We start from the raw sequence: 21,744 nt of genomic DNA, 5'->3' as shown, positions 1-21,744 counted from the left end.
CTCCTAGCGTAGACAGTCGCCAAGGAAAATGGGTTCAGCAGCCCTAATTTTCCCGATAAACGCTAGAAATGGATCTGGGCACCCCTCGGAATCAGGGCAAGATCGTTGGTTGCGAGGCGAATTAGCAGGTGAAACTACTACTAGAGGAGGAAATGCCCGAGAACAAACCGCGGTTATGCTACCCTTGAGCATCAACCGCCCATCGAAAGTGGATTCTCTAGTCCCTGTAGTGGCGGCGATATTGGCTCAATTTAACCGATAGGGATAACGACTCATGTCCTCTGTACTTTTTTTAATCTTGGGAGTGGTTCTGGCAGGAATGATTATCGCCAGTGCGACTCAGATGCGCTCCCCCCAGTTGCGTATAGCTGGGTTTGCTTTTGCCTTGCTCGTGTTGTTGGCGGGATTCTCACTCGCTTCATTCCGCTATGTGGGCGAAGACAAGATCGGCATTGTGACTAAGAATATTGGCTTCACCTCATTGCCCCCTGGCAAGATCATCGCCACCTCCGGCGAAAAGGGTTTACAGGCCAAGATACTGCCACCGGGTTGGCACCCTTGGTACTGGCCTTTTATCTACGACATCGAATACGGCGAAGTGAACGAGATTCCTGCTGGGAGCGTGGGGATCTTGAACGCCTCAGATGGCCAACCATTGCCTCGCGACACGGCTTATGCACCTGAGTGGGAAGAAAAGGACGAGCGACTCATGGCACAAGATGCCGAGTTCTTCCTGGGTGATGGGGGCGGCTACAAGGGGCCTCAGACTTCGGTATTGAAGCCGGGTTCCTACCGCATCAACCCGAGGCTGTACGAACTGGAAATCTTTCCGGTTACGACCATCGAAAAAGCCACGGTGGGTGTTGTGAAATCTAATGTTGGCGAAAGATCAAGTGCAGAGGAAGACGAAGCTCGGATCGGCGAATCGCGGCATTTGGTGTCCCGTGGCGATCGCGGTATCTGGCGTGTGCCCTTGCTCGAAGGTCAGTACTATCTAAATACCAAAGCGTATGAAATCACCAAAGTCTCAACCAAGAAACACATCGTGCTTTATACCTCACAGCAAGGGGCACGCGCTGGGGGAGACGAGGAACGTGAAATCATGGTCCGTACCTCAGACGGTTTTACCTTTCCGGTTGACGTGCGGATTGAATTTGAAATCAAACCAGAGAATGCCCCTTTGTTGGTTGCTACTGTGGGAGACGATCAAGATGGATTGCGAAGCATTATGAACTCAGCCGTGCGAGCGATCTTCCGCAACAATGCCGAGGGGGTTAAGGCGCTCGACTACGTCAAGCAGCGATCGCATCAGGAATCGCAGTCCTTATCTATGCTCAAGGATGAAATGGACAAGATCGGCGTCACCATCACAGGAGTCCGCATCGGGGATGTTGGAAACGAGGAAACCCTCGGAAATCTCTTAAAGACCCAGACAGATCGCGAAATTGCCCTTCAAGAGCAAGATACCTTCAAGGAGCAACAACGGGCCGCCGAACAGAAAAAGCAGCTCACCAAGACTGAACAGGAAGCTGAGGAAGAGAAGCGGCTTGCCACGGCGGCCTATGCTGTGCAGATTGCTGAGAAGGATAAGGAGAAGCAAATCATAGCGGCGGAGGCCGAGGCTCAAGCCGTGCAAATCAAGGCGGAGGCCCAGTCCGAGGCTTATCGAGTGATTGCCGAACAAATCGGTGGCGGCAATGCGGCGCTATTAGAACTACTTAAGATCGTGGGTGAGGGAGACATCGAAATCACCCCCCGCGTGATGGTTGTAGGTGGTGCTGGAGGCGGGAAAGACCAAGAGACCACTGCGCTGATCGGCACGATGCTCGACACGATGATCCAGGACGCACCGAAAAAGACTGGAAAGTAACGAACCGTGCCTCGCGGCAAACAGGTTGAAAAACAACAACGCCCAAGGATTGCAATCCCTGGGCGTTGGGTGGCAGTCAAAAAATTAACAGAGTTCAGCAGGCTCTGCGTAGGCTAATGAAGCCCAGCGATACGACCATGATTAGCAAGGAACAAGGTTCTGGGACAGCAACTGCAGGAAGCCCCCATTCTTCGAAGTTAGCTGAGGCGCCAAAATTCCCGGTAAAGCCTGCAGGATCCACCCCTTGCAAACCAAATTGAGAGTACAGCGTCACAACATCCGGGCCACTGAAGGAATCAAACAGCGAATCCGGCAGATAGAAAAACATGTCTCCCGATCCACTGCCATCATTTAGTGAATAATCTAGAGCAACCCAGTTATCCATACCGGTATCCATCCGATAAACGAGTGTTCCATCGTGGTCAAGAATTCCAGCTGTAAAGCTGGTAACGCTAGAGTTGGCGGTACCACCGACGAAGACTTGTATTTCGTCGAGCGATAGGAATTCGTCCCCGTTGCCTTTCGATTCATTGATGTCAAGGCTAAACCGACGGTGAGGCACACCGCTTAGATTCTGAATAGGAATATCGCTCAAGAGAATGGAGCGATTGAAGTTATCAGAAGCCTTATTGTCCAGCGTATTGTTTACTGTCGTATTATAGGCATGAGAAGTCGTGCCGTTGCCTTGAGGTGATTGTTGACTGAAAGTGTCAAACCCACCTGTGCCTGTGGCTTGCTGAACATTCGTATCAAAAAAGCCGACACCGATGTTACCGGTGTTCCCTAGCGTAGTTAGATCAACGATGGTTCCGGCCTGAAGTAGTTGCTGGCTATGAGTGAATACCAGCGAAAGCGAGAATAAAATCGCTGTGCAAGAAATCGAATTGTGTGTCCTGTTCATGAGCGGGCCCCTCTAAAGAAAGTGTGTCCTAGGTGTAAGTTTAAAGTGCTACTTTACCGAGTTTCCGCGCTTGCTTATCGGCATAATTCTGGCAAATCGAGCGGTCCCCGCACCATCCTAATCCGTGCGCTACGATGCAGCTTCTGAACTGCTATCAACTATTCAATCTACCAGAGTGCGACAATTTGTCCATAAAATTCTCAGGATAAATAGGCGTGTTGCTAGTCGAATGACCCCCATTTGATTTGGCCAGAGGGAAATTAAGAATGCGCAAGATGATGTATTATAAGCACTTAGGGCGGATTTCCCCAAGAATAAGGGGGGGTAGATACTCCAGCATTCGGCAGGTTGAAAGTAGTAACTAAGGGCAGTCAAAGTTGTAGCTATATTCAAGATTCAAGCAGACCGTTGGCCTGGCTCGGTGGCTGGAGTTTCTTCCTCGGATTCATCCTCCCAAAGGTCTTCCTCCTCTTCTTCGTATTCCCACTCAGAGTCCTCTTCACCTTCGTCGGACTCCGCTACTTCCCCGTCTCCTTCGGTTTCCTCTTCTTCGTATTCATATTCATATTCGTATTCAGCATCGTCACCCTCGACTTCGTCGGCTTCAGCTACGTCGTTCTCTTCATCAGCAGCTTCTTCATCCATTTCATCATCTTCGTATTCGTACTCTTCCTCCTCCTCATCCGAAGAAGCTTCTAAATCTGATCCCTTTTCGGCGTCGTCAGAGAGTTCTGCTTCTTCCTCTTCATCGTACTCATATTCTTCGTCGTACTCGGCGTCGGATTCGGGAACGGATGGTTCTAGCTCGCTTTCTTCGCTGATCTCGTAATCCAGATCGGAGGGTTCTTCCACAGCCGTTTCTGGTTCCAAGTCACTCAGTTCATCCGTGCCAGGGACTACTTTGTTCGTGCGCCGAGGTTTTGGGGGAACGGTTACGGCGGTCAACGGACCATCCTCAGGTTGCTCCACCGAATCCCCTCCCGCTTGCATCGTCTCCCAATCTTCGATCGAGATCGCCACCTCGCGGGCCTGCGAGCCGTTGTATTCGCCCACGATGCCGTCTTCGGCCATAAAGTCGATCAAGCGCGCAGCGCGGCCATAGCCGATGCCGAGACAGCGTTGTAGCAGCGACACACTCCCTCGGCGTTCGCGAACGACAATATCTACAGCGGCCTCGTAGAGGTCGTCGCGATTTTTGAACTGTCCAGGGACTGCTGCTTCCTCTTCCTCCTTGGTTTTGAGCTCGATCAGCTCCTTGGCAAACTGCGGTGCATCGGTCCCCACAAAATCGACCACTCGTGTAATCTCGTCGTCCGAGAGGTAGGTTCCCTGGCCACGGAGCAATTGGCTGGTACCAGGTGAAAGGAACAGCATATCGCCGTTGCCCAGTAGTTTGTCGGCGCCCATCTCGTCGAGAACTACCCGGCTGTCCGTGCGGCTCGCCACCTGGAAGGCAATTCGCGCGGGCAAATTCGATTTGATGAGGCCAGTAATTACGTCGACGGTTGGCTTTTGGGTGGCCAGAATGAGATGGATTCCCACCGCACGACTCTTCTGAGCCAAGCGGATAATGTGTTGTTCAACATCCTTGCCGGCAGTCATCATCAGGTCGGCCATCTCGTCAGCTACGATCACGATGAACGGCAGTTGCTTGGGAATCTGCTCCCACTCGGCCTCGCTGGTAGGATCGATCCGCTGGCGGAGTTCTTCTTCGCTCAATTGGTTGTACACCGTGATATGTCGCACACCGGCACGGGCCAGTAGTTGGTACCGCTCTTCCATTTTGTCGACGCCCCAGGCCAGAATCGCTTCGGCCTTTTTCATGTCGGTAACGACCGGGTGCATCAAGTGCGGTAGTTTGCGATAGCCACTCAATTCGACCATCTTGGGGTCGATCATCAGCATCCGCACTTCGTCGGGACCCCGACTCATCAGCATCGAGAGGATAATCGAATTCAGACACACGCTCTTACCGGTGCCTGTACGACCAGCAATCAAGAGATGCGGCAGGGTAGTGAGATCAACCACAAGCGGATTGCCCGATACGTCCTTGCCGAGGTAGATGGGGATCTTCATCCGTTTTGCTCGACCGTTGGACTCCTCGATCACTTCGCGCAGGCGGACCAACTGCCGGTTCTCATTCGGGACCTCGATGCCGACAGTGTTCTTGCCTGGAATGGGAGCCACGATTCGCACACTGGGTACCCGTAAGGCAATCGCGAGGTCGTCGGCCAAGTTGGTAATCTTGGCCAACCTTAGTCCCGCCTCCAGTTGAACCTCGTACTGTGCGATCACAGGACCGGTCTCAATCTCGACGACCTTAACGTTGAAACCAAAATTGCGGAACGTCTTTTCAAGAATCTTTGCCTTGCGGCGAACCTCTTTTTCGTGTTCTTCGTAGCAGACATTGTCCGATTCCAGTAGCAGATCGAGCGGCGGGAGTTCGTAGTCGAATTCCGTTTCAGGGAACTGCTGCTCAGCCGCTTCCAGCTGACTGATGACTTCCTCTCGCTCGCTTTTCTTGAGTAGACTTTTCTTCTTGCCGATCCCGAGTGCCGACGCCAGCTTGTTTTTCAGAGGACTTTCCGCAGCTTCTTCCTCTTCCTGTTCGGCGGGTTCATCCTCTTCTGCTATGGCTTCAGCTTCTTGTTTCGAAGCAGGAGTTCGGATCACGACCCCTTCCTCGTCTGCTGCATCGGATTCCTCCTCCTCGCCTTCGTCCTCATATTCCCACTCTTCCTCTTCACCTTCATCTCCGTCGTCTTCATACTCGTATTCGTACTCTTCTTCACCCTCAGCTACTTCGTCGGCACTCTCCACATCACTCTCGGGGCGCGACTTTCGCAAGAGAGGTTTGGACGTGCTGAAATGCCCAAGCGTAAGGATTCCGCGGCCTGATACGCGGGTAGTCACCGCGGCGGCTTGAAAAAGGAAGTAATCCGTCGAGAGCAGCCAGCCTGCCAGCAACACGCTGAGGGTGAGGATATAGGCCCCCGTGGCAGCAAAATGTGCTTCAAGGAGGACTCGACCCATCGCCCCCAGAAATCCCCCTGCACCGATCTCGGGGCCAGGAGACATGTTAGGCAACAGCATGTTGGCGAGCGTGCTGACTGCAACGAGAGAGAGGGCCCATCCAACGGCCCGCAGCACAGGTTGATCAATTTCTCCCCGCCACATCAACACCACCGACAGCACCGCTAATGACCCCACGAGATAATAGGCCCCTAGGCCGATGCTCTCGAACAGGTAATGAGCTACATAGGCACCGATTGGACCGCAGGCGTTTTGGAATTCAGTCTGTGGGGGCTGAACGAGCGTGCTGGGAGGGTCGGCGGGGTTGTAAGTGAACAGCGCGACACCCAGCACCGCCGTGACGGCGAGCAGCATCAAGGTAAATAGATCGATTCGCAGGCTGCGATTCTCGAACATGCGTGGTCTCAACGATCAACTTGTATCGTCCGCGGCGCCTTCATGGCTGCTTGCGGACCGATCGTGGGGGCCAGTCCATGCCCGAATGTATTTCCCTAGTGGTTCATCCTGGTAGCGATATGCGTCCGAGCGCACCGGATGCGCACTCGGACTTCTATCTTCTGTTTCGACGTAATTTACCGCGAGATTCAACTCGCTTTGATTGGCACTCTAAGGTTTCCCCCATGCAACAGATGCCTATGACAGCGTCCATTGGCACAATCCATACAGCCGCGAGTCAATTCAGACTATTCATCATGTGGGGTGCGCTAGCACCAAGTTGACCTGCAAGAATGGTCCAATCAGTTTCACTCGCGTTGCGGCTGATTGAAAGCTCGAGAAGGACCTCCTCATGATTATTCACGCAAATGAGTAGCGAGTGGTTCGAGTGAATGCCATTTCAGCGGAAAGTGGCAAGATATGCTGGCATAATCGTACCGATCATGCGGATGGCGCAAAGTTGCGGTACGTGGCGAGTAGGCCGGGGTTCTTTTCCCGCAAAACGGCGATTAATTGGCCCTGACCATCAATGCCAGCCAGATCGGTGGCCAGCGGGTACTTCTCAACAGCAATCGGCCGACCAAACTCAAGCTCTCGTATCTGCTCCGAGGTGAGTGACAACTGCGGCAGGTGACTGACTGCTGCGGCCAGAGAGAACAACTTTTCGGCTACTCGGTCCTGAGTAAGCTCTTCAACTGTCATCGATTTGTCCAGCGTGAATTCTCCAATTGCCGTGCGGGTAAGTTGACTCATGACGGCTCCTGTGCCGAGGCTCTCAGCCAGGTCGCGTCCCAGGCTGCGGACATAAGTCCCGCTGCCGCACTCTATGGTGATTTTAAGCTCTGGGTATTCATATCGGACAATTGATAGATTAAATACTTCAACAGTGCGCAAGGAGAGTGAGACTTCTTTTCCCTCTCGAGCCAGGGCATACGCAGGGCGCCCCGCAACCTTGATTGCCGAATAGGCAGGAGGACGCTGTTCAATGCTTCCGAAAAATCGTGGCAGTAATTTCTCAATCTCGACCTGAGTCGGCACCTTAGCCCCGGCGACCTCGCTCATTTCAGTTTCCGTGTCGTCGCTTTGGCTCGTACGACCCAACAGAAACGTTGCCTCGTATCGTTTCGGCTTCTGTTGGACATATTTCAATATTCGAGTCGCCCGGCCAACCCCCACGACAAGCACTCCAGTCGCGAGCGGGTCGAGCGTACCCGCGTGCCCGGCCCGTGCGGGTCGGACAAGTCTCTGCACCCGATTGACCACATCTCGCGACGTCCATCCCGGCGGTTTGTTGATATTGAGAAATCCGAGCATGTTCAACTTCCGTAGTGTTAGCTTCCTGCCGGCATTTCACGGCAGCTAAGATGGCCGCTCCTCGATTCGCCCCCTTTGCACACTGGCCAGCTTGCAGGATACTAAACTACTGAGACTTCGCTACCAACTAGATCGAGAATCGTTTTGTCAGAAACCGAAAACACACAACCTACTATTGCCGACTTGGGCCAGGCCCTGCGAGATGTCGATATTGAACTGCCTGACGAGCAAGTTGAATCACTGGACCAATATCGTGCCGTCTTGTGGCGATGGAACGAGCAGATCAATCTTACGCGACACACCTCGCTCGAGAAATTCGTCAACCGCGATGTATTTGACAGCCTGGAACTTGCCAAGTTGCTGACTCAGCGCGAGCGAGTCCTCGACGTCGGCACCGGCGGTGGTGTTCCCGGGCTGATTCTCGCGATCTGCCGGCCCGATTTGAAAGTGAGCGTCTGCGAATCGGTCCAAAAAAAAGCCAAAGTAGTCGAGGCAATTGTTTCCGAGCTACATTTGCCAGTGACAGTCTACGGTTGCCGGGCCGAGGAAGTATTACAACTCCAAACATTTGACACGCTTGTCGCTCGGGGCGTGGCGGCGCTGGCTAAATTCCTCCGTTGGGTCGAACCCCATTGGTCCTCGGTGGATCGCCTTTTGCTCATCAAGGGCCGCAAGTGGGTCGAAGAACGGGGCGAGGCGAGGCACGTAGGTCTGCTCAAGAATTTGGAGTTGCGAAAGGCGGCTACCTATCTTACCCCAGCAACGGATGCGGAAAGCGTAATCTTAAGCATTACCAACCCAAAGTCCTCGTTGCGCCGGGGATAGCGTCTCACAGCCGATTCATTTAAACTCGATGGAACTCCTTTCCTGATACCTACAGGATAGGTACGAACCAATACTTACAATTAACACTAAACCATAAACGGAGCTGAACCGTGGCAGACGAGAAAAAAGAATCAGTAGAAGTCCAAGCAGACAAGCAGCAAGAGCAACAGCGAGTGCAAGTCGACGACCACAATGCGTCCTGTTCCTACGCGAACTTTTGCCGAGTCACGGGCACCCCCGAGGAATTGATCATCGACTTCGGCCTGAATTCGCAGCCTTTTGGCGTCCCCACCGAGCCGGTCATCATCACTCAGCGCCTGGTGACTAACTATTTTACTGCCAAGCGATTGCTCCACGCCTTGCATCTTTCTGTCCAGCGGCACGAACAAGCTTTCGGCGTCCTGGAAACCGACGTACAAAAACGCGTCGTACAAAAACCCAGCAATTAGCCGCGACGCAAGAAAGCTAGCCGCGATGCGCCTGCCGAGTCTCACGAGGCGGAGCGCGTCACGAAGCCCACCAATCTACTTCCGCAAGATTTGCTTTCCAAGCGTGGAGCCCAACTGGGGAACTGATAAACCCCGTCCATTGGTACCGCTTAGACTTGCGAGGTCTTCGAAGAGTTTTTGATTTTCGCCCAGGTTGGAGAGCAATTCTTGTTGCAAAGCGGACTTAGTGGCATTGAGTTTCTCCAGCTGGCTGTTCATCTTGGAGGTAGTTTCAGCCAGGAGAGTCTCACCCCTTACGCGTGCCAATTTTGCTACCGCGGTGCTGATTTCACTTGCCAGCTGCGTGCCCAATGGAGAGTTAATTTTGAACTGAGGCTTTGTCAAAGTCCCTGCCAATTCAACTTTTGCAGTGACCTGCTCAATTTTTCCCAGGGCTTCACCCAGTACAGTCGCGAGGTGCTTATTCACTTTCGGGTTAGAGCATGGGCTGAGTCGAAAATCCTGTTGTGCAAAGTTAATCTGACCGGAGAGACTGTCGCCGACCAGTTGTAGATCGACCGAAAGGTCTGCCGTGCCGGGTGCAAGATCAACCGCAAGCTTTTCGCCACTCCCTAAGGTTCGTCCTTCCATGGGGAGCGCTGGACAGTCAAAGTGCAATTCTTCACAGGGGACATGGCCGCGATGGTCTGACACCATGAGCAATTTCATGGGGACATCCCCCAGCGCTGCTATTTCCATTCTCGCAGGTTCTTCAAGGAGCTGCGGTGCCGACGAAATGCCACTCACGTAGCCCACGAATTGCAACTCTTGCCCAGCGATCTGTGCGGTTAATTCCACACCAAGGTGTCGCACTTCAAACTGCGGCCGTGCCCGCCCATAAGTAACCATCGTGCCGCGACCGCGCTGGGAAGCAAGTTGTTTGGCAGCATTGCCCGGGGCTTTTTTACGCGCCCAGGCGATCCACTCGCATGCTTCCTGCAACTTTTCTGCAACGGACTGCCCAAGCAGGATTTGTGTGAGGTTATCGCCATTGAGTTGTTCAAATTCGAATTGCTTGCGTAGGAAGGCTTCATCCTGCTGACGAGCCGCCAGGAGTGCCTGGTGATCGGTCTCTGCCTGCTGGGGGAGCCCTTTAATTTCTTGCTGCAAGGACTGCAGTTCCATTTGATTCGTTTTCAACTCGGCTTGGAGTTGCGGAATTCGTTCGACGCCCCGTAAGGGGTTTTTCTTAATATCGCGAAATTCCTCAGCCAATTTTTGGCCGCGCAGCTTGAGTTGGTTGGTACGACTACGCAAAGCATCGGCCTTTGATTGCCATTTTTCGGAGAGACTCTCGGCAACCTGTGGGGTTTGCAATTGATCGACAAGATCTGCGTCGAGCCGCTTGCTAGCTTCGTCGAGCCAATCACTGGCCAGGTCCCCTGCCTTGGCGACAAGTGGATCGAGCGCGGAGGGCGCATCGTCGATGGCATCGTCTATGACGACTAACTCGCCCGATGTACTTCGTTCGGTGTCAAGTTCTATGCCGGTAATGGCACCATTGGTGACGACAACTCGATTGTGCAGCAGAGCCAGCGAGTCTAACTGCAACACGATGTGATCCGCCTGGACCAAGTTTCGCATGACTGCATCAGGATTGGCGACTTGTAAGTCACGCAATTCAATTTTTCCTGCTCGGATCCAAGACGTCAGCTCAGCGATTTCCACCTTTGCCCCGGTGGCTGATTGACCACTGGTTACGATGGCCCACTCAAGCAAGGGATCGCAGCCAAAACGCACTGAAATGGCCAACATTGCAAGCATCATGATTCGAGGAGCGACGTATTTCCAACGAATGAATTTCAACTGTCGATCCCCCATTGCGTGCCGATCTCCAGGCCACGCAGCCAACGAACGGCTCGAAATCGCAATAGCCAGCGACTTACTCGAGCCTGTACTCGAATCGCAAACAAATGCGACAGTCGAAAAGCGGGATACGCAAGGTACAACGCTATCACCACTTGCCCGACGACTACGGTATTGTTGAGCCCGAGCCAGGGACTAACGGCTGATTCGTAGAGAAGCGCATTGAGCGGGCGGAGCGGTTCCCACACCAAAACCAGAGTGCCGATCCTATGGGCAAGCGGGTCCAGCAACATCCCCACAAAAGCAAAGAGCCCAACTCCCACCAGGCCGGCAGATTTGTTCACCCGCAGGGACAGGAGTATCATCCCCAGCAGGATAGCCAGCAGATTCCCCTTAGGAACGAGTCCGATGACCATTCCCAGGACAAACCCCCAGGCTACCTGGTTGGGTGAGTCATTGGCCACGAGGGCCTGAGCGAACTGGCGCACGGGTCGAAGAAGATAGGTGATCATTGCGTTTGTGAATGGTCGAAAAGAAGCGGTCAAGCGAAGAGTACGCGCACATTCATATTCTTCGGCATACTGTGACGATCACATAAAGGATGATGCACTGCTGGCGGCAATTCTCCCCCTTGCCAAGCCGTGCGGAGAAGGTAATCTGGAGGATTCGCCCAGCGAAATCGGGCCGAAACGAGAGAGTGCCTGCTGATAGCAGACGGCATTTTTTCGCGGCGGAGTAGCTCAGTTGGTTAGAGCAGCGGAATCATAATCCGCGTGTCGGGGGTTCGAGTCCCTCCTCCGCTACTCGGGCATTTTCGAGGATGCCCACAACTTCCGAGAAACTCGCTTTTTCTCGCACCGAATGGACGGTGCGGGGTTTCTTGTGCGAGTCGTTGCGACTCAAAGCGGGCGTTTGCATCCCCAGTTTATCCCCAGTTTTGGTCGCCGCCGCGAAGTGGTCGTCGGTCACCGTTAGGTAATGCTTGTGGGCTACCGTGGGTGTGTTTCCAAGCCAGGCACAAACGACGTAAGTTGGGAACACTTGCTCCAGCTCGGTCTGCCGGCTGGACCGACAATTCTGGAACGGTTTTGGCCATGGCTCAATTCCAGCGCGTTGGATGATTTTCCGAAACGTCGTTCCGAGGTTCTTATCAGCATTACCCGCTAGCATGGGAACCACCCAAGTTTTGTCTGCGTCATCGTGGAAGTAAGCCTCATCCAGAAATGGCCGTAATTCCGGGAAGATGGGAACAACGCGAGTGGCCTTGCCATACCGTTTCGTTTTCGGGCTGGTCACTGTGATTCGTTCAGCGTCCCAGAGGATGTCTGACCACTTCAACAATGCAACCTCGGACGAACATCTTAGCCCTCCATACCGCGCCAAGGCGACCACAGTTCGCCACTGCCAATTCGGACACTGGTCCAGCACTCGCTGGATAATGTCGCGCTCAACAAATACGCGCCGGTCGTCGTTGGTCGCCTTGCCAACAGTCACTCCCTCGAAGGGATTCCGCTCGATGAGTTCTTTGCGAAAGGCATGCCGGAAGAACTGGGCGGCAACCTGACATTCCTTTTGGGCCGTAGCTGGGGCGAGTCGCTTTAGGAGCCATCGGCTGTATTCGTCTGCTGCGCCTGGCGTGACAGCGTCTAATCTCACGTCTCCGAAAAACTCAATCAACCGGTTCTTGGTGTTGATGAATTTACCTAAGCGGCGATCGGTCACGTCGGAGCGACCGGCGATGTAATCGTCGATAAACGTGGCGAGTTTGCCTGCCTTCACTCTCGGCTCAACGAGTCCACGTTCAACCAGGAGTACGTATAACGTGTCATCCAGGTCCGCTAGCCAGTTGGAAACTTCCCGGCTGATTGGCAGGTTGCAGCGACGTTCGTGCAGCAAAGTATCTATGTTGTTGGCAAACCGCTCAGCCGTTTTCTTTGTAACTCTGCCTAGAGCGAACGCCTGCCTTTCTTTGTTGACGTAGGCAACCACCCGCGTCGATCGGGCACGATGTTCGATGCTGGCCATATTTCACGATCCTTTGTTGTCGGGCTTGCGGCCCAGGTGAATAGTCAGTTCTAAAAACTCGCCCAGTGCGTTCAAGGCTTTCATCGAAAGGCCACGATGTCCGTTGTAGAACTTCGCCAAGGCGCTTTCGTCGATACCGGTTTGCTTGGAGATTTCGTATCGCGTCAGCCCGCAATCGTCGATTGCTTGCCGCAATTGGTCTGTCATTTTCTTGGTTTTCTTCTTAGCCACTCAAGTATCTTACTAGATGCTGGTCTTTATGTCCAGTATTCTTGCCATACCAAACGGGAAAACTGAGGAACCTCCCGCAACGTCCACAGTCTCTCCGAACGGATTGTCCGCCGTGGATCGCCACGTCCCGCCAGGTGGTTCCGCTGCATCGGCAAATGGACCTCGATTGTTGGGGTTGAGTTACTGGTTTAAGAAAACCTGAATCGCGGTTCGACAGGACCGCTTCAGGTACGGACTGAAGTATCTCCAGTAGCTCGCTCTTGTGGGCCTTCATCCGTTCGGCCAGGTCAGGCGTCACAGCCAACCGGGGCGAGTATCGCAGCCGATCGCCGTGAGCTTCGATGCGGATTCCCAATCGGGATAGGTCGGTCATTAGCTGGACCACGCTCACAGTTCCCCCCAATCGGCATCAGATTGCGTTTTAGGAGTGTCTACACTGTCTACGTCTACGGTATTGCCGTTTTCGTCGGGTTTCAGGGTATTTCCGTAGACAGTAGACACCGTAGACAAAACAAACCGTCGCGTCGGTTGCCCGCGCCGGCCAGGGGGTGTTGGCTCCCAAATTCCTACGCCAGCTTTGACCAATTCCGCCAGGGCAGCTTCGGCGTCGGGCGTGGTTTGAAACCGCCGATTGCCGCGTCGCACTTCGGTTGGAGTTACCGATTCGCCTCTGCGTTCAATCCACTCGATCAGCCGGCGTTGGTCACGGTCATTGTCCGATTCGCTCAACAAGGCGTAGACCCTTCGAGTTTCGGCCTTAAACCATTGGGCTAGTTCGATGCCAGCCTTCATGCTGGCCAGGTCTACGGCATCAGGGCTCTCTAGAGTTGGATCGTCAGCCGCCCATCGGGCGCAGTGAACCACCAGTGCCAGTCGGGCCGCGTACTCTTCTAGCTTGCTCCATGCTGCGGACAGATCGCCGCTTAGGTCGTTTTGTTCCTCGGCGTGTTGGTTGTAGTATTCTATCCAGGCAGCTTTCGCCTCGGGGGTTAATTTCACAACTTGTGGGCAAGGGCGACCAGCGTCGTCAGTAGTGGGTTTTAAATCGAGTAGCCTCTCAATTAGTCTTGCTATTTTGGCTTCTTCCTCGGGGTCAATGTCAGCTTCGGTCCACCGTTTCTGCTTTCGCGGTGGGCAGGATAGCAGTAGTCGTGCTGCCAATCCCGATTCACGATGCTCGCTGCCAAGAGCGCGGTGTAGTATCGATGGTTGAATGCCACCCGTTATCGACACGGATGCCTGGGGAATGTATATCGTGCGCGGTGTGCCAGTCTTACGATCAACCACAATGCTTTCGCCGTTGTGCAAACTGAGCCAGTGCGATGCATCGGTTCCCCCTTTGCCGCCTGAATAGCGATCGAAACTTCCAATCCAGCCGGCTAGTTCATCGCAGGCCAGAAGCAACCCGCGCGGATTCTCCAGAAGCAGCGGGGATAGAGCCTCCACCGTGGTATCACTCACGAAGTATCGGATGGCCCGGGGCGCTTCGGGTTTCTCTGGTGGCAGAGTGTTGGCTTTTTTATCTCTTTTCCATTGCAAGAATTCCTTTTCGTATTGGGCCAGTTCAACTTCATAGCGCTTCATCGCTTCCATGTATTCTTCCAGCGCGTTGCGTTGCAATTCCCGCAATGGCTTCATTACCAACTTGTAGGCGGGAGTTTTCGATGTCCCACTTTCACCCACAATTGCGGTCCAAATAATCGCCTGCGCACTCCAGCCTCGCATCAGTTGAATGCATCGCGTGTTCCCGATCAACGAAGCCATCACGGACAGCATCGGAAGTGCCAAATAGGACGCATAACAGCCTATTGCCTTTGCACCCGCTATTACAAATCCGCGAACCGGCTCGGGTAATGCTTTCGTTGGGAATGGTTGGTATCGTTCGATGCAAGCAGTAGGTCGCTCAACTTGGATCGATTCGGCTTCGTTGGCCAAAGCCTCTAATTGTCGTCGAAGTTCGTCGGCGTCGACATCTCGCCGTGCTTCCACCCAATCGGCTGCGTCACCGTGGTCTGGCAAGTCCGGCAATTCGAGTACCTTGACAGTCGAGGGCGGCGTGAGCGTGGCCAGTTGTGCCGCCACGCTGTCAGCGTACTTGTAGCCCGGGGGATCGTTGTCAGGCAGGATGATAATTTCTTTGCCAGCCAGAGGCCCCCAATCGGCTTTGGTCGCTGATTCGCAACCATGCGGGGAAGTCGTGGCCACTAGGCCAAGTGCGCGAATCGCATCAGCTGCTTTTTCACCTTCACAAATATAAACGCGACTCGCGACGGCCAGGTCTGGCAAGCGATAAAGGGGGCGCGGCTCAGACATCCCGCCAATTCGCCAACCATCGCCTTGACGGCTAACTGGCCGAATGTCTTTCTTGCCGTCAGTAAGGTCCCAACGGACCACCAGGCCGGCCGGCTCACCCTCAGCCTCTTGGTATGTCCACAAGGCAGACCGAGGACCGTGCTGGCGTTCCAAATATGCCACCGCCTGCTGGGGAGTAGCGAAAGTCTTGTCAGCCTGCTTGGGCGTCAATGGAATTGCCGATTTCTTCGATTTATTGTGATTACCGTTGACATAGACATCGCTTGCAGGCCAATTGTTAGCCGTGGTCATTAGGTCCAAGACGGTTAACCCCATCGCATCGCAGATTTCTTCGACGGTACAGCCGGCGTGACACTTAATCAGTGCCCGGCCGTCTTCGCCTTCGTTGATCGAAAGGCTCGCCCGCCGGTCCTCATGCGCCGGACAGCACGCCGACCAACCCTTGCCGCCCTGCTTGGCATCTGGCAATGTTTCCAACACTCTCTCAACAGGCGTCATTGTCGCCCCCTTCCTCGGCTTCAACTTGCTGACTCTCAGCTTCAGCTTGCTGACTCAGCCAAGCCTGAAGTTCTGCCACAGGGTACAGCACGCTTTGCCGTTTGCCGTGGCCGATCCGAAGACAGGGAATCGGACCACGCGGGGCTGTTTGCCCCCAAAGAGTGCGGGCACTAATGCTCAAGGCCTTCGCTGCCTCGCGGGGCCGCAAGGCAAGGGATTCAACAGATTGAATATCCATCATTGATTGCTCCAACAGGTCATGTGTTCCGAACCACGCGGTTCGCCTATCCGTTGGCGCAGCGTTCGGCGAGAAGATGCCGAACAGTATGGGATTCGCACGAAAACGTCTAAGAAAGCTGCGATTCGCACAGTAAAGAGATTTTTCAGGTGTTCGGCAACTGTTACCGAATGATCGAACGCGCCGGCTATTCGTCGTCTTCCCGTTCGACTTCGCCGGGCGGTTTGCCACCGTATAGATCATGTGGCGAGAATTCTTGATTCAGCAGCTTTAGCCCAGCAATAAGGCTCGTGGCGTCAGCACAGATTGCCCGATACTTCGTATGCCCACCGAACTCCTTGCTAAAAAATGCCGAGGCCGTGGATACGGAAACGCCCGCCAGCCGGGCTAGTTCATTGCTGCCAGCGGGCTCTAAGTTGAGGCAACCATCGTCGGCGTACTTGTGGTATTTCGTGAGGGCCGCAATAAGCTTGGCCCGGCCTTCCCCACGCTCCGTACTACGTTTGGATTTCGTCTGGATAGGTTTCGCCGGATTCTGTTGGTCTGCATCCGCCGCCGGCTCGGCGTCACTTGCGGGAGGTCTGTCCAGGAACGCCCAAGGATCCTCCAAACGCTTTGCCTTAACTGCTTCCGTAACCGCTATGTGTCCATCGAAGGCTATCTGATTCAGGCTCGGCCATTGATCCAGGAGGTCCCACCCATCCATTAGAGGAAGGATACGGGCGAGTTGGCAAGCTTTAAGGAGTTGCTCAGCCACGGCCTCAAAACCTTCGGGAGGGCTTTCAATCGCGTCGCGAAGGTCCAGAGTTGCTGCGATGAAATCGCTGATTTTCTTTCGATGACCTTCGCGGGGCGATTCGTCTAACACGAGCATTGGAACTTGCTCGCGATTTTCGTTCTGAAAGCCCCTAGCTAACGAGTTTGCCATACCGAAGACTTTGCTGGCGCGATCCAACAGATCGGCTGACGGCGATGAATCCGCCATGATTATTGCCTTTCGTTTTCCGGGCCGGCTTGGGCCGACGGGGTGAAAGGCAAAAGAATTCCCCGCGCCGGTCCAGGCCGCTTGGCGAATCGGTTTGCAACCCGACGTTCGCCTTCCCTATGCATCCATCCTACGCCGGTAGGTGATTAACTATCAACGGGATGCAAAAAGAAAAAGGCCGATTGTCGATATGCCGCACCGGGATTCAACTGCCGTGTACCCACATTTCGCCCCACTCGGGAGTTTCGTGGCGAGTGAGAGTGGAGAACGGGCGTTGATTTTGACGGCAATGCGGTCGGATGAATTCTTTACTCCTTTATAGAACGGCCTGGCACCCGCTACCAAGGCCCCACCCCATAGAGCTATACTGGCCGAGCACATTTTCCACTCTTCTACTGCTAAGTGACAGGAATCGCCGAGTCGATGGCCATTAAGAAATCCGACCTTTACTCCTCCCTGTGGGCCTCGTGCGATGAACTTCGTGGGGGCATGGATGCCAGCCAGTACAAGGACTATGTCCTGTTCATGCTGTTCATCAAGTACGTCTCCGACAAATACGGCGACTCCGATGATTTCGCCCCGCCGGTCAAGATCCCCCCGGGCGCCAGCTTCAAGGACATGATCGCCCTCAAGGGCAAGCCCGACATCGGAGACAAAATCAACAAGCAGGTCATCGCGCCGCTCGTGGAAGCGAACTCCCGCCTTGCACGCAGCGATTTCCCCGACTTTGACGATCCGAACAAGCTCGGCGAGGGGCAGGCCAAGGTGGACCGCCTCACCAACCTGGTGGGCATCTTCCAAAAGCCCGAACTGGATTTCTCGAAAAATCGGGCAGAGAACGACGACATCCTCGGCGATGCGTACGAATATCTCATGCGGCACTTCGCCACCGAGAGTGGCAAGAGCAAGGGACAGTTCTACACCCCGTCGGAGGTCAGCCGCATCATGGCCCACGTCATCGGCATCTCGCCCGATAATGCCGTGGCCTCGACCACCGCCTACGACCCCACCTGCGGTTCCGGATCGTTGCTGCTCAAGGTAGCGGCCCAGGCCGGTAAGGACTCGAACGAATTGCATATGGTGCGGAGTCAGTTAGATTCGCTCTCGAAGCGCTGCAAAAGTGTATGCAATTCGAGCCAGAAATCTGGGAACATTGCGTCACCGAATGCAACATCCCTCCTCACCTGCCTCTACCGCCTCCACAGCTATCTGGAGCGCGGCCGACTCGGTACGACCAAAGAATCCCTTCCCATAATTCTCCCTGGACACATAGCAGGCCCACCTGGGCAGAAAGGGTATAGTCGAAGTGGGCTTCGCTAGCCAGGGCCTATTTGCTATTGAGTTGGTGTCGCAGCTGCAGAGGTCGCCACCACCTCCTTCAGTTTGAGGAGTGGCTAAGAAACTGAGGTTGGTCCACCCGCCAGCAGTTCTGAATCTCGCAAATCGACAGCGGTGGAGGCGACCGACGCACGCTGGACGTCGACGCTGCGTTTCATAAAAGGTCGTTTGACGATACTTTAAAGACTAAAGGTAAATTCAGATTCCAGCGCCAAGTCGAACGCTGCGACGAAGTCATCAGTAGCTTCTTCCTCAAGGAATTCGCCTGCAGCGTCCGATTCCTGTAACATCCCGCCAGTTTCCCCGACCGTAGCCCCTTGCATGTCGGACGCTAGCTCGGCGAACGCCTGTTCCTCCGCCAGCACGTAAGAGCCTGCCTTCGATTGGGTCGTTGAAGCCGACTGCAAAGGCTCGAGGGGCATCTGAAGAACAACCGGAGTAGCCACGTACGAGAATTGCAGCGACCAACTGAGGAGCGTACCCGTGTTTTGCAGGGCCATGTCGGTAATCTCCAGCTTCCACGCCAGCCGCATCGATGCCGTTCAGCACGCTCAGGAGCGACTCCGGGCGATAGCTACCGCTGAACGGCCCCGAGCCGTTGGTAATTGACGTATTCGCTTGGTCGTCAAAGGTAGTATTCGTGAAGTTGTCGGTCGCTCCGCCGACACGTGAGAACAGCTTCACGCGTGTACCGTTGGGCGCAACCAACTCGGCAATCAAATCGCTGTTGTGCGAGTGCGAAATGTTCAGCGTCGCGTTCACGTCGGTGATGTTAAACGACTCGGGCACGGTAAGCGTTGAAAAATAGCGGTTCCGGTTTACAAGAAGCTTGACGTACACGGTCGTAGCTGCTCCTTAACCCGCGCGAGACGAAGATCAGCCGACGTTGGGTCTTGGAGGAATTGACGATTAAGGTATGACTCCCGCAGAGCGAAGGGTACTGCGAGGCCGACGACAAGCAACGTACATATCCAAAGTGAAGTGCCATACAACGGTACGAGGGGTTCTTCGCGATGCTTGAAGAATCGTACAATTGCGATCTTTGCGATCAGAATTGCGCCGATTAGCATTCCGCACGTAAGGTGTACAACGGTCCGAGGTGGTAATTCCACCTGATACTGCCAAACTCGCGGGACCATCTGAACCATCAGCACAACATAGATCGAAAGATAAATGTAGCCGAGAGCTCGATGGACGTTCGTTAACCAACGGGGAGCCGAACTGCGAAGCTTCTCCTTGTCGAATGGATATCCCCAAAGATGGTACATCAAAAACGTAGCCCCGGTGCCCACGACAAGGAACGCGACACCTAGTATGGAGTTGAACGTTGGATTGGCCATGCAATTTGTCTGGGGTTTTATTGCGAAGAGTTGTTGCTGAGTTCGTACTGATAGGACTGCATCAACAGAAAGTCTTCGGCGCATGCCTCACCAGCATCCGCCCTGCAAAGAAGGACTTCCCTTTCATCCGCGTAGAGCACCAACTGGACAGCTTCGAGAAGTTCGCTAGATTGATCTTGGTGGGTCATGGGAGGCTCCTTTTGAATGTTTTAAGACGCTTACAAAAGAAACCGAACTGGCCCACCTTTTCAGCCACGCGTTAAATTGAATTTACAGAATGGAAGTTACACCACCCTCGACTTGGCGCAGAAGGCCTCGGCGTGGTTTTGGGCGAGTGAAATGGAGATGACGAATATGTTCGATGACGACGCGTCCAGCCTCGCGCGGCTGTGCGACACCGGCCTATCCCTAGACCCGCAGCGAGTCGCCCTCATCCAGGGCAAGCGGTCGATGACGTATGCAGAGCTCGAGCAGCGCATCAATCGGGTCGCCAATGGGCTGATCTCGCTCGGAGTCGAGCGGTTCGAGCGCGTCCTCGTCATCTTCGAGAACGACATCCGCTTCCCCGAAGTCCTGCTCGGTATCGTCAGGGCCGGCGCCGTAGCGGTCCCGGTCAACTTCAAGTTCAAGCCGCCGCAGCACATCGAGCTGGCTCGAGACTGTGGGAGTCGCATCGTCTTCGGCAGCGCCGGGACGGCCGAATCCGTCCTCGCCTGCCTGGCCGACAGGGTTGCCGAGGTCGGTATCGTCGTCGATGCCGACCGGGGTCCGCTTCGAAGCTATGAGGACTGGCTGGCCTCATCTTCGCCCGAACGCTGCGATCATGGGTCGGCCGGCAGCGACGTCTGCATCCAGGCGTACACCTCGGGCTCGACCGGACGGCCCAAGGGGGTTCTTCTCTCGCACCGTGGCCTACTGCGTAACGTTCAGCTCCAAGCGGCGTCCAACCGGATCGACGAGAACTCACGGGTCTTGTTGTCGACGCCGCTCTTCCACATGAACGCCACTGCCGCGGGGCTACTCCCGTGCCTGAGCCAGGGCGGCTCGGTGGTCATTCTCAAGGAGTTCGACGCGGAGCGCGTGATCGATGCGATTGAGACGCACGGCTGCACGTACACCACCGGTGTACCGGCCACCTACAAGCTGATTCTGGCTGCCGCGCGGCAAAGAACGCACGTGGATGCCTCCAGCCTCGAGTTCATCGCAGTGGGATCTGCTCCCATGACACGCGCGCTTCTCGACGAACTGGTCCAGACCATGCCTGGTGTCGATGTGATCGAAGGGTACGGGCTGACGGAGTCTGGGCCCATCATCACCCTCAACCCACGCGGCCGAAACAAGCTGGGCACGATCGGTCCCGCTCTTCCGGGCTTCGAGTGCAAGGTCATCGACTCCGACGGGAACATTTTGCCACAGGGAGAGGCGGGGGAACTGGTCGTGCGGAGCGAGTGCAACGCCCTCGGCTATTACAACCGGCCGGACGCCCAGGCGGAGCGCTTCCGGGACGGCTGGGTCTATACCGGGGATATGGTGTCGTGCGACCCCGACGGCTGGTTCACCTTTAGGGGGCGCGTCGACGACCAGATGAACGTGGGAGGCGAGAACGTCTTCCCGGCCGAAGTCGAGAACATCCTCGCCACTCATCCGGAAGTGCGGGACGTCTGTGTCGTTCCTGTCCCCCACGAGGTGAAGGGCCAGGTTCCGGTGGCCTTCGTCGTGCGCAACGTCGGGTCGAACCTCGGCGAGAAGGAACTCATCGACTACTACATAGCGCGCGGACCCGCGTACTCCCATCCGCGCCATATCTACTTCATCGACGAGATGCCGCTCTTGGCGACCGGGAAAAACGACCTGCAGGCTCTTGAAAGGCAGGCTCTTGCAAAGCAGGCTCGCGAGCCAGGCCCAGGAACGGGGCCCTCTCCCCTCGCCCGCTGACTTGCCATAGCGAGTGTTTATCGGACTTGGAGCCCGGGACGGGGCTTGAATCGCCTACCCACGAAGATAATCGATCAGGACATCGGCACCATCACGAAGACCTTCTCGCTGACCCGGTTGGCCAGGCCAGGAAGATAATCGCCAAATGAAATGCAGCCTGACCGGGTGC

General features: G+C 54.9%; 19 protein-coding genes, 1 tRNA gene and 1 pseudogene. 6 read left to right on the top strand and 15 right to left on the bottom strand.

What is annotated here, in order from left to right; translation table 11 throughout:
- Positions 1-274 precede the first annotated feature (274 nt).
- Positions 275-1,870, top strand: a complete 1,596-nt coding sequence (locus Pla144_RS08140) for an SPFH domain-containing protein (RefSeq protein ID WP_146449878.1) — start codon at positions 275-277, stop codon at positions 1,868-1,870.
- Positions 1,871-1,964: 94 nt separating this feature from the next.
- On the opposite strand, the gene Pla144_RS08135 is transcribed toward Pla144_RS08140, so the two are convergent.
- From Pla144_RS08135 to truB, 3 genes are all read right to left on the bottom strand, one after another.
- Positions 1,965-2,771 carry a PEP-CTERM sorting domain-containing protein gene (locus Pla144_RS08135; protein WP_146449877.1) on the bottom strand — a complete coding sequence of 269 codons (807 nt, stop codon included), beginning with the start codon at positions 2,769-2,771 and terminating at the stop codon, positions 1,965-1,967.
- Between the two features lie 396 nt (positions 2,772-3,167).
- Positions 3,168-6,200 (bottom strand): DNA translocase FtsK, encoded by a 3,033-nt coding sequence (locus Pla144_RS08125; protein WP_146449876.1) that lies wholly within the window; start codon positions 6,198-6,200, stop codon positions 3,168-3,170.
- Positions 6,201-6,680: 480 nt separating this feature from the next.
- On the bottom strand, positions 6,681-7,553 hold the full coding sequence (gene truB / locus Pla144_RS08120) for a tRNA pseudouridine(55) synthase TruB (protein WP_146449875.1): 873 nt from the start codon (positions 7,551-7,553) through the stop codon (positions 6,681-6,683).
- A gap of 144 nt (positions 7,554-7,697) precedes the next feature.
- Between truB and rsmG the strand changes: the two genes are divergently transcribed.
- The gene (rsmG, locus tag Pla144_RS08115; RefSeq protein WP_231936245.1) at positions 7,698-8,378 is read left to right on the top strand and encodes a 16S rRNA (guanine(527)-N(7))-methyltransferase RsmG; all 681 of its coding nucleotides are present in this window, start codon (positions 7,698-7,700) and stop codon (positions 8,376-8,378) included.
- A 110-nt stretch (positions 8,379-8,488) separates the two neighbouring features.
- Positions 8,489-8,827, top strand: a complete 339-nt coding sequence (locus tag Pla144_RS08110) for a DUF3467 domain-containing protein (RefSeq protein ID WP_146449874.1) — start codon at positions 8,489-8,491, stop codon at positions 8,825-8,827.
- Between the two features lie 75 nt (positions 8,828-8,902).
- Here the strand turns inward: Pla144_RS08110 and Pla144_RS08105 are convergent, their stop codons facing one another.
- The gene (locus tag Pla144_RS08105) at positions 8,903-10,672 is read right to left on the bottom strand and encodes a TIGR03545 family protein (protein WP_197530493.1); all 1,770 of its coding nucleotides are present in this window, start codon (positions 10,670-10,672) and stop codon (positions 8,903-8,905) included.
- Positions 10,669-11,184: a TIGR03546 family protein gene (locus Pla144_RS08100; RefSeq protein WP_146449872.1), complete on the bottom strand. Its 516-nt coding sequence runs from the start codon at positions 11,182-11,184 to the stop codon at positions 10,669-10,671. The genes Pla144_RS08105 and Pla144_RS08100 overlap by 4 nt, the downstream gene beginning before the upstream one ends.
- Positions 11,185-11,401: 217 nt before the next feature.
- Between Pla144_RS08100 and Pla144_RS08095 the strand changes: the two genes are divergently transcribed.
- Positions 11,402-11,475, top strand: a tRNA-Met gene (locus Pla144_RS08095).
- Positions 11,476-11,597: 122 nt separating this feature from the next.
- Here Pla144_RS08095 and Pla144_RS25060 read toward each other — a convergent pair.
- The 7 genes and pseudogenes from Pla144_RS25060 to Pla144_RS08065 form a co-directional block, all read right to left on the bottom strand.
- The gene (locus Pla144_RS25060; protein ID WP_231936244.1) at positions 11,598-11,768 is read right to left on the bottom strand and encodes a hypothetical protein; all 171 of its coding nucleotides are present in this window, start codon (positions 11,766-11,768) and stop codon (positions 11,598-11,600) included.
- Between the two features lie 413 nt (positions 11,769-12,181).
- Positions 12,182-12,697: pseudogene (locus Pla144_RS25505) on the bottom strand (phage integrase SAM-like domain-containing protein); the annotation flags it as partial.
- Positions 12,698-12,700: 3 nt separating this feature from the next.
- On the bottom strand, positions 12,701-12,928 hold the full coding sequence (locus Pla144_RS08085) for a helix-turn-helix domain-containing protein (RefSeq protein WP_146449871.1): 228 nt from the start codon (positions 12,926-12,928) through the stop codon (positions 12,701-12,703).
- Positions 12,921-13,301, bottom strand: coding sequence for a TubC N-terminal docking domain-related protein (locus Pla144_RS08080; protein ID WP_146449869.1), 381 nt, complete (start codon positions 13,299-13,301; stop codon positions 12,921-12,923). The genes Pla144_RS08085 and Pla144_RS08080 overlap by 8 nt, the downstream gene beginning before the upstream one ends.
- Positions 13,302-13,315: 14 nt before the next feature.
- On the bottom strand, positions 13,316-15,739 hold the full coding sequence (locus tag Pla144_RS08075) for a DUF3987 domain-containing protein (RefSeq protein WP_146449866.1): 2,424 nt from the start codon (positions 15,737-15,739) through the stop codon (positions 13,316-13,318).
- Entirely contained in the window at positions 15,726-15,980 is a 255-nt protein-coding gene (locus Pla144_RS08070) for a helix-turn-helix domain-containing protein (protein WP_146449863.1), read from the bottom strand. The genes Pla144_RS08075 and Pla144_RS08070 overlap by 14 nt, the downstream gene beginning before the upstream one ends.
- 184 nt (positions 15,981-16,164) lie before the next feature.
- Positions 16,165-16,962 (bottom strand): hypothetical protein, encoded by a 798-nt coding sequence (locus tag Pla144_RS08065; RefSeq protein ID WP_146449861.1) that lies wholly within the window; start codon positions 16,960-16,962, stop codon positions 16,165-16,167.
- A gap of 423 nt (positions 16,963-17,385) precedes the next feature.
- On the opposite strand from Pla144_RS08065, the gene Pla144_RS08060 reads away from it, so the two are divergent.
- Positions 17,386-18,282, top strand: a complete 897-nt coding sequence (locus tag Pla144_RS08060) for a class I SAM-dependent DNA methyltransferase (RefSeq protein WP_197530492.1) — start codon at positions 17,386-17,388, stop codon at positions 18,280-18,282.
- Between the two features lie 270 nt (positions 18,283-18,552).
- Here the strand turns inward: Pla144_RS08060 and Pla144_RS08055 are convergent, their stop codons facing one another.
- Genes Pla144_RS08055 through Pla144_RS24505 form a run of 3 tightly spaced genes read right to left on the bottom strand, consistent with a single transcriptional unit; the run spans position 18,553 to position 19,828 of the window.
- The gene (locus Pla144_RS08055) at positions 18,553-19,140 is read right to left on the bottom strand and encodes a proprotein convertase P-domain-containing protein (RefSeq protein ID WP_146449858.1); all 588 of its coding nucleotides are present in this window, start codon (positions 19,138-19,140) and stop codon (positions 18,553-18,555) included.
- A complete protein-coding gene (locus Pla144_RS08050; protein ID WP_146449855.1) occupies positions 19,119-19,640 on the bottom strand; it encodes a hypothetical protein in 522 nt (173 codons plus the stop codon). Before Pla144_RS08050 ends, Pla144_RS08055 begins: the two co-directional genes overlap by 22 nt.
- Positions 19,641-19,657: 17 nt before the next feature.
- On the bottom strand, positions 19,658-19,828 hold the full coding sequence (locus Pla144_RS24505; protein WP_197530491.1) for a hypothetical protein: 171 nt from the start codon (positions 19,826-19,828) through the stop codon (positions 19,658-19,660).
- Between the two features lie 166 nt (positions 19,829-19,994).
- Between Pla144_RS24505 and Pla144_RS08045 the strand changes: the two genes are divergently transcribed.
- Complete coding sequence (locus tag Pla144_RS08045) at positions 19,995-21,575, top strand: class I adenylate-forming enzyme family protein (RefSeq protein ID WP_197530490.1); 1,581 nt, start codon at positions 19,995-19,997, stop codon at positions 21,573-21,575.
- Positions 21,576-21,744 lie beyond the last annotated feature (169 nt).

It is taken from the genome of Bythopirellula polymerisocia (genome assembly GCF_007860015.1).
In the GTDB taxonomy this organism is placed as follows: domain Bacteria; phylum Planctomycetota; class Planctomycetia; order Pirellulales; family Lacipirellulaceae; genus Bythopirellula; species Bythopirellula polymerisocia.
Note: the sequence above shows the minus strand (reverse complement) of the source record. Positions and strands in the feature narration are given on the sequence as shown.

Excerpts from the sequence above, each read along its gene's own strand:
- Pla144_RS08065 (WP_146449861.1), bottom strand. The coding sequence starts at position 16,962 with ATGGCGGATTCATCGCCGTCAGCCGATCTGTTGGATCGCGCCAGCAAA.
- Pla144_RS25060 (WP_231936244.1), bottom strand. The coding sequence starts at position 11,768 with ATGGCCAAAACCGTTCCAGAATTGTCGGTCCAGCCGGCAGACCGAGCT.
- Pla144_RS24505 (WP_197530491.1), bottom strand. The coding sequence starts at position 19,828 with ATGACCCACCAAGATCAATCTAGCGAACTTCTCGAAGCTGTCCAGTTG.
- Pla144_RS08125 (WP_146449876.1), bottom strand. The coding sequence starts at position 6,200 with ATGTTCGAGAATCGCAGCCTGCGAATCGATCTATTTACCTTGATGCTG.
- Pla144_RS08070 (WP_146449863.1), bottom strand. The coding sequence starts at position 15,980 with ATGATGGATATTCAATCTGTTGAATCCCTTGCCTTGCGGCCCCGCGAG.
- Pla144_RS08100 (WP_146449872.1), bottom strand. The coding sequence starts at position 11,184 with ATGATCACCTATCTTCTTCGACCCGTGCGCCAGTTCGCTCAGGCCCTC.
- Pla144_RS08050 (WP_146449855.1), bottom strand. The coding sequence starts at position 19,640 with ATGGCCAATCCAACGTTCAACTCCATACTAGGTGTCGCGTTCCTTGTC.
- Pla144_RS08045 (WP_197530490.1), top strand. The coding sequence starts at position 19,995 with ATGTTCGATGACGACGCGTCCAGCCTCGCGCGGCTGTGCGACACCGGC.
- Pla144_RS08135 (WP_146449877.1), bottom strand. The coding sequence starts at position 2,771 with ATGAACAGGACACACAATTCGATTTCTTGCACAGCGATTTTATTCTCG.
- Pla144_RS08060 (WP_197530492.1), top strand. The coding sequence starts at position 17,386 with ATGGCCATTAAGAAATCCGACCTTTACTCCTCCCTGTGGGCCTCGTGC.
- Pla144_RS08140 (WP_146449878.1), top strand. The coding sequence starts at position 275 with ATGTCCTCTGTACTTTTTTTAATCTTGGGAGTGGTTCTGGCAGGAATG.
- truB (WP_146449875.1), bottom strand. The coding sequence starts at position 7,553 with ATGCTCGGATTTCTCAATATCAACAAACCGCCGGGATGGACGTCGCGA.
- Pla144_RS08075 (WP_146449866.1), bottom strand. The coding sequence starts at position 15,739 with ATGACGCCTGTTGAGAGAGTGTTGGAAACATTGCCAGATGCCAAGCAG.
- Pla144_RS08080 (WP_146449869.1), bottom strand. The coding sequence starts at position 13,301 with ATGACCGACCTATCCCGATTGGGAATCCGCATCGAAGCTCACGGCGAT.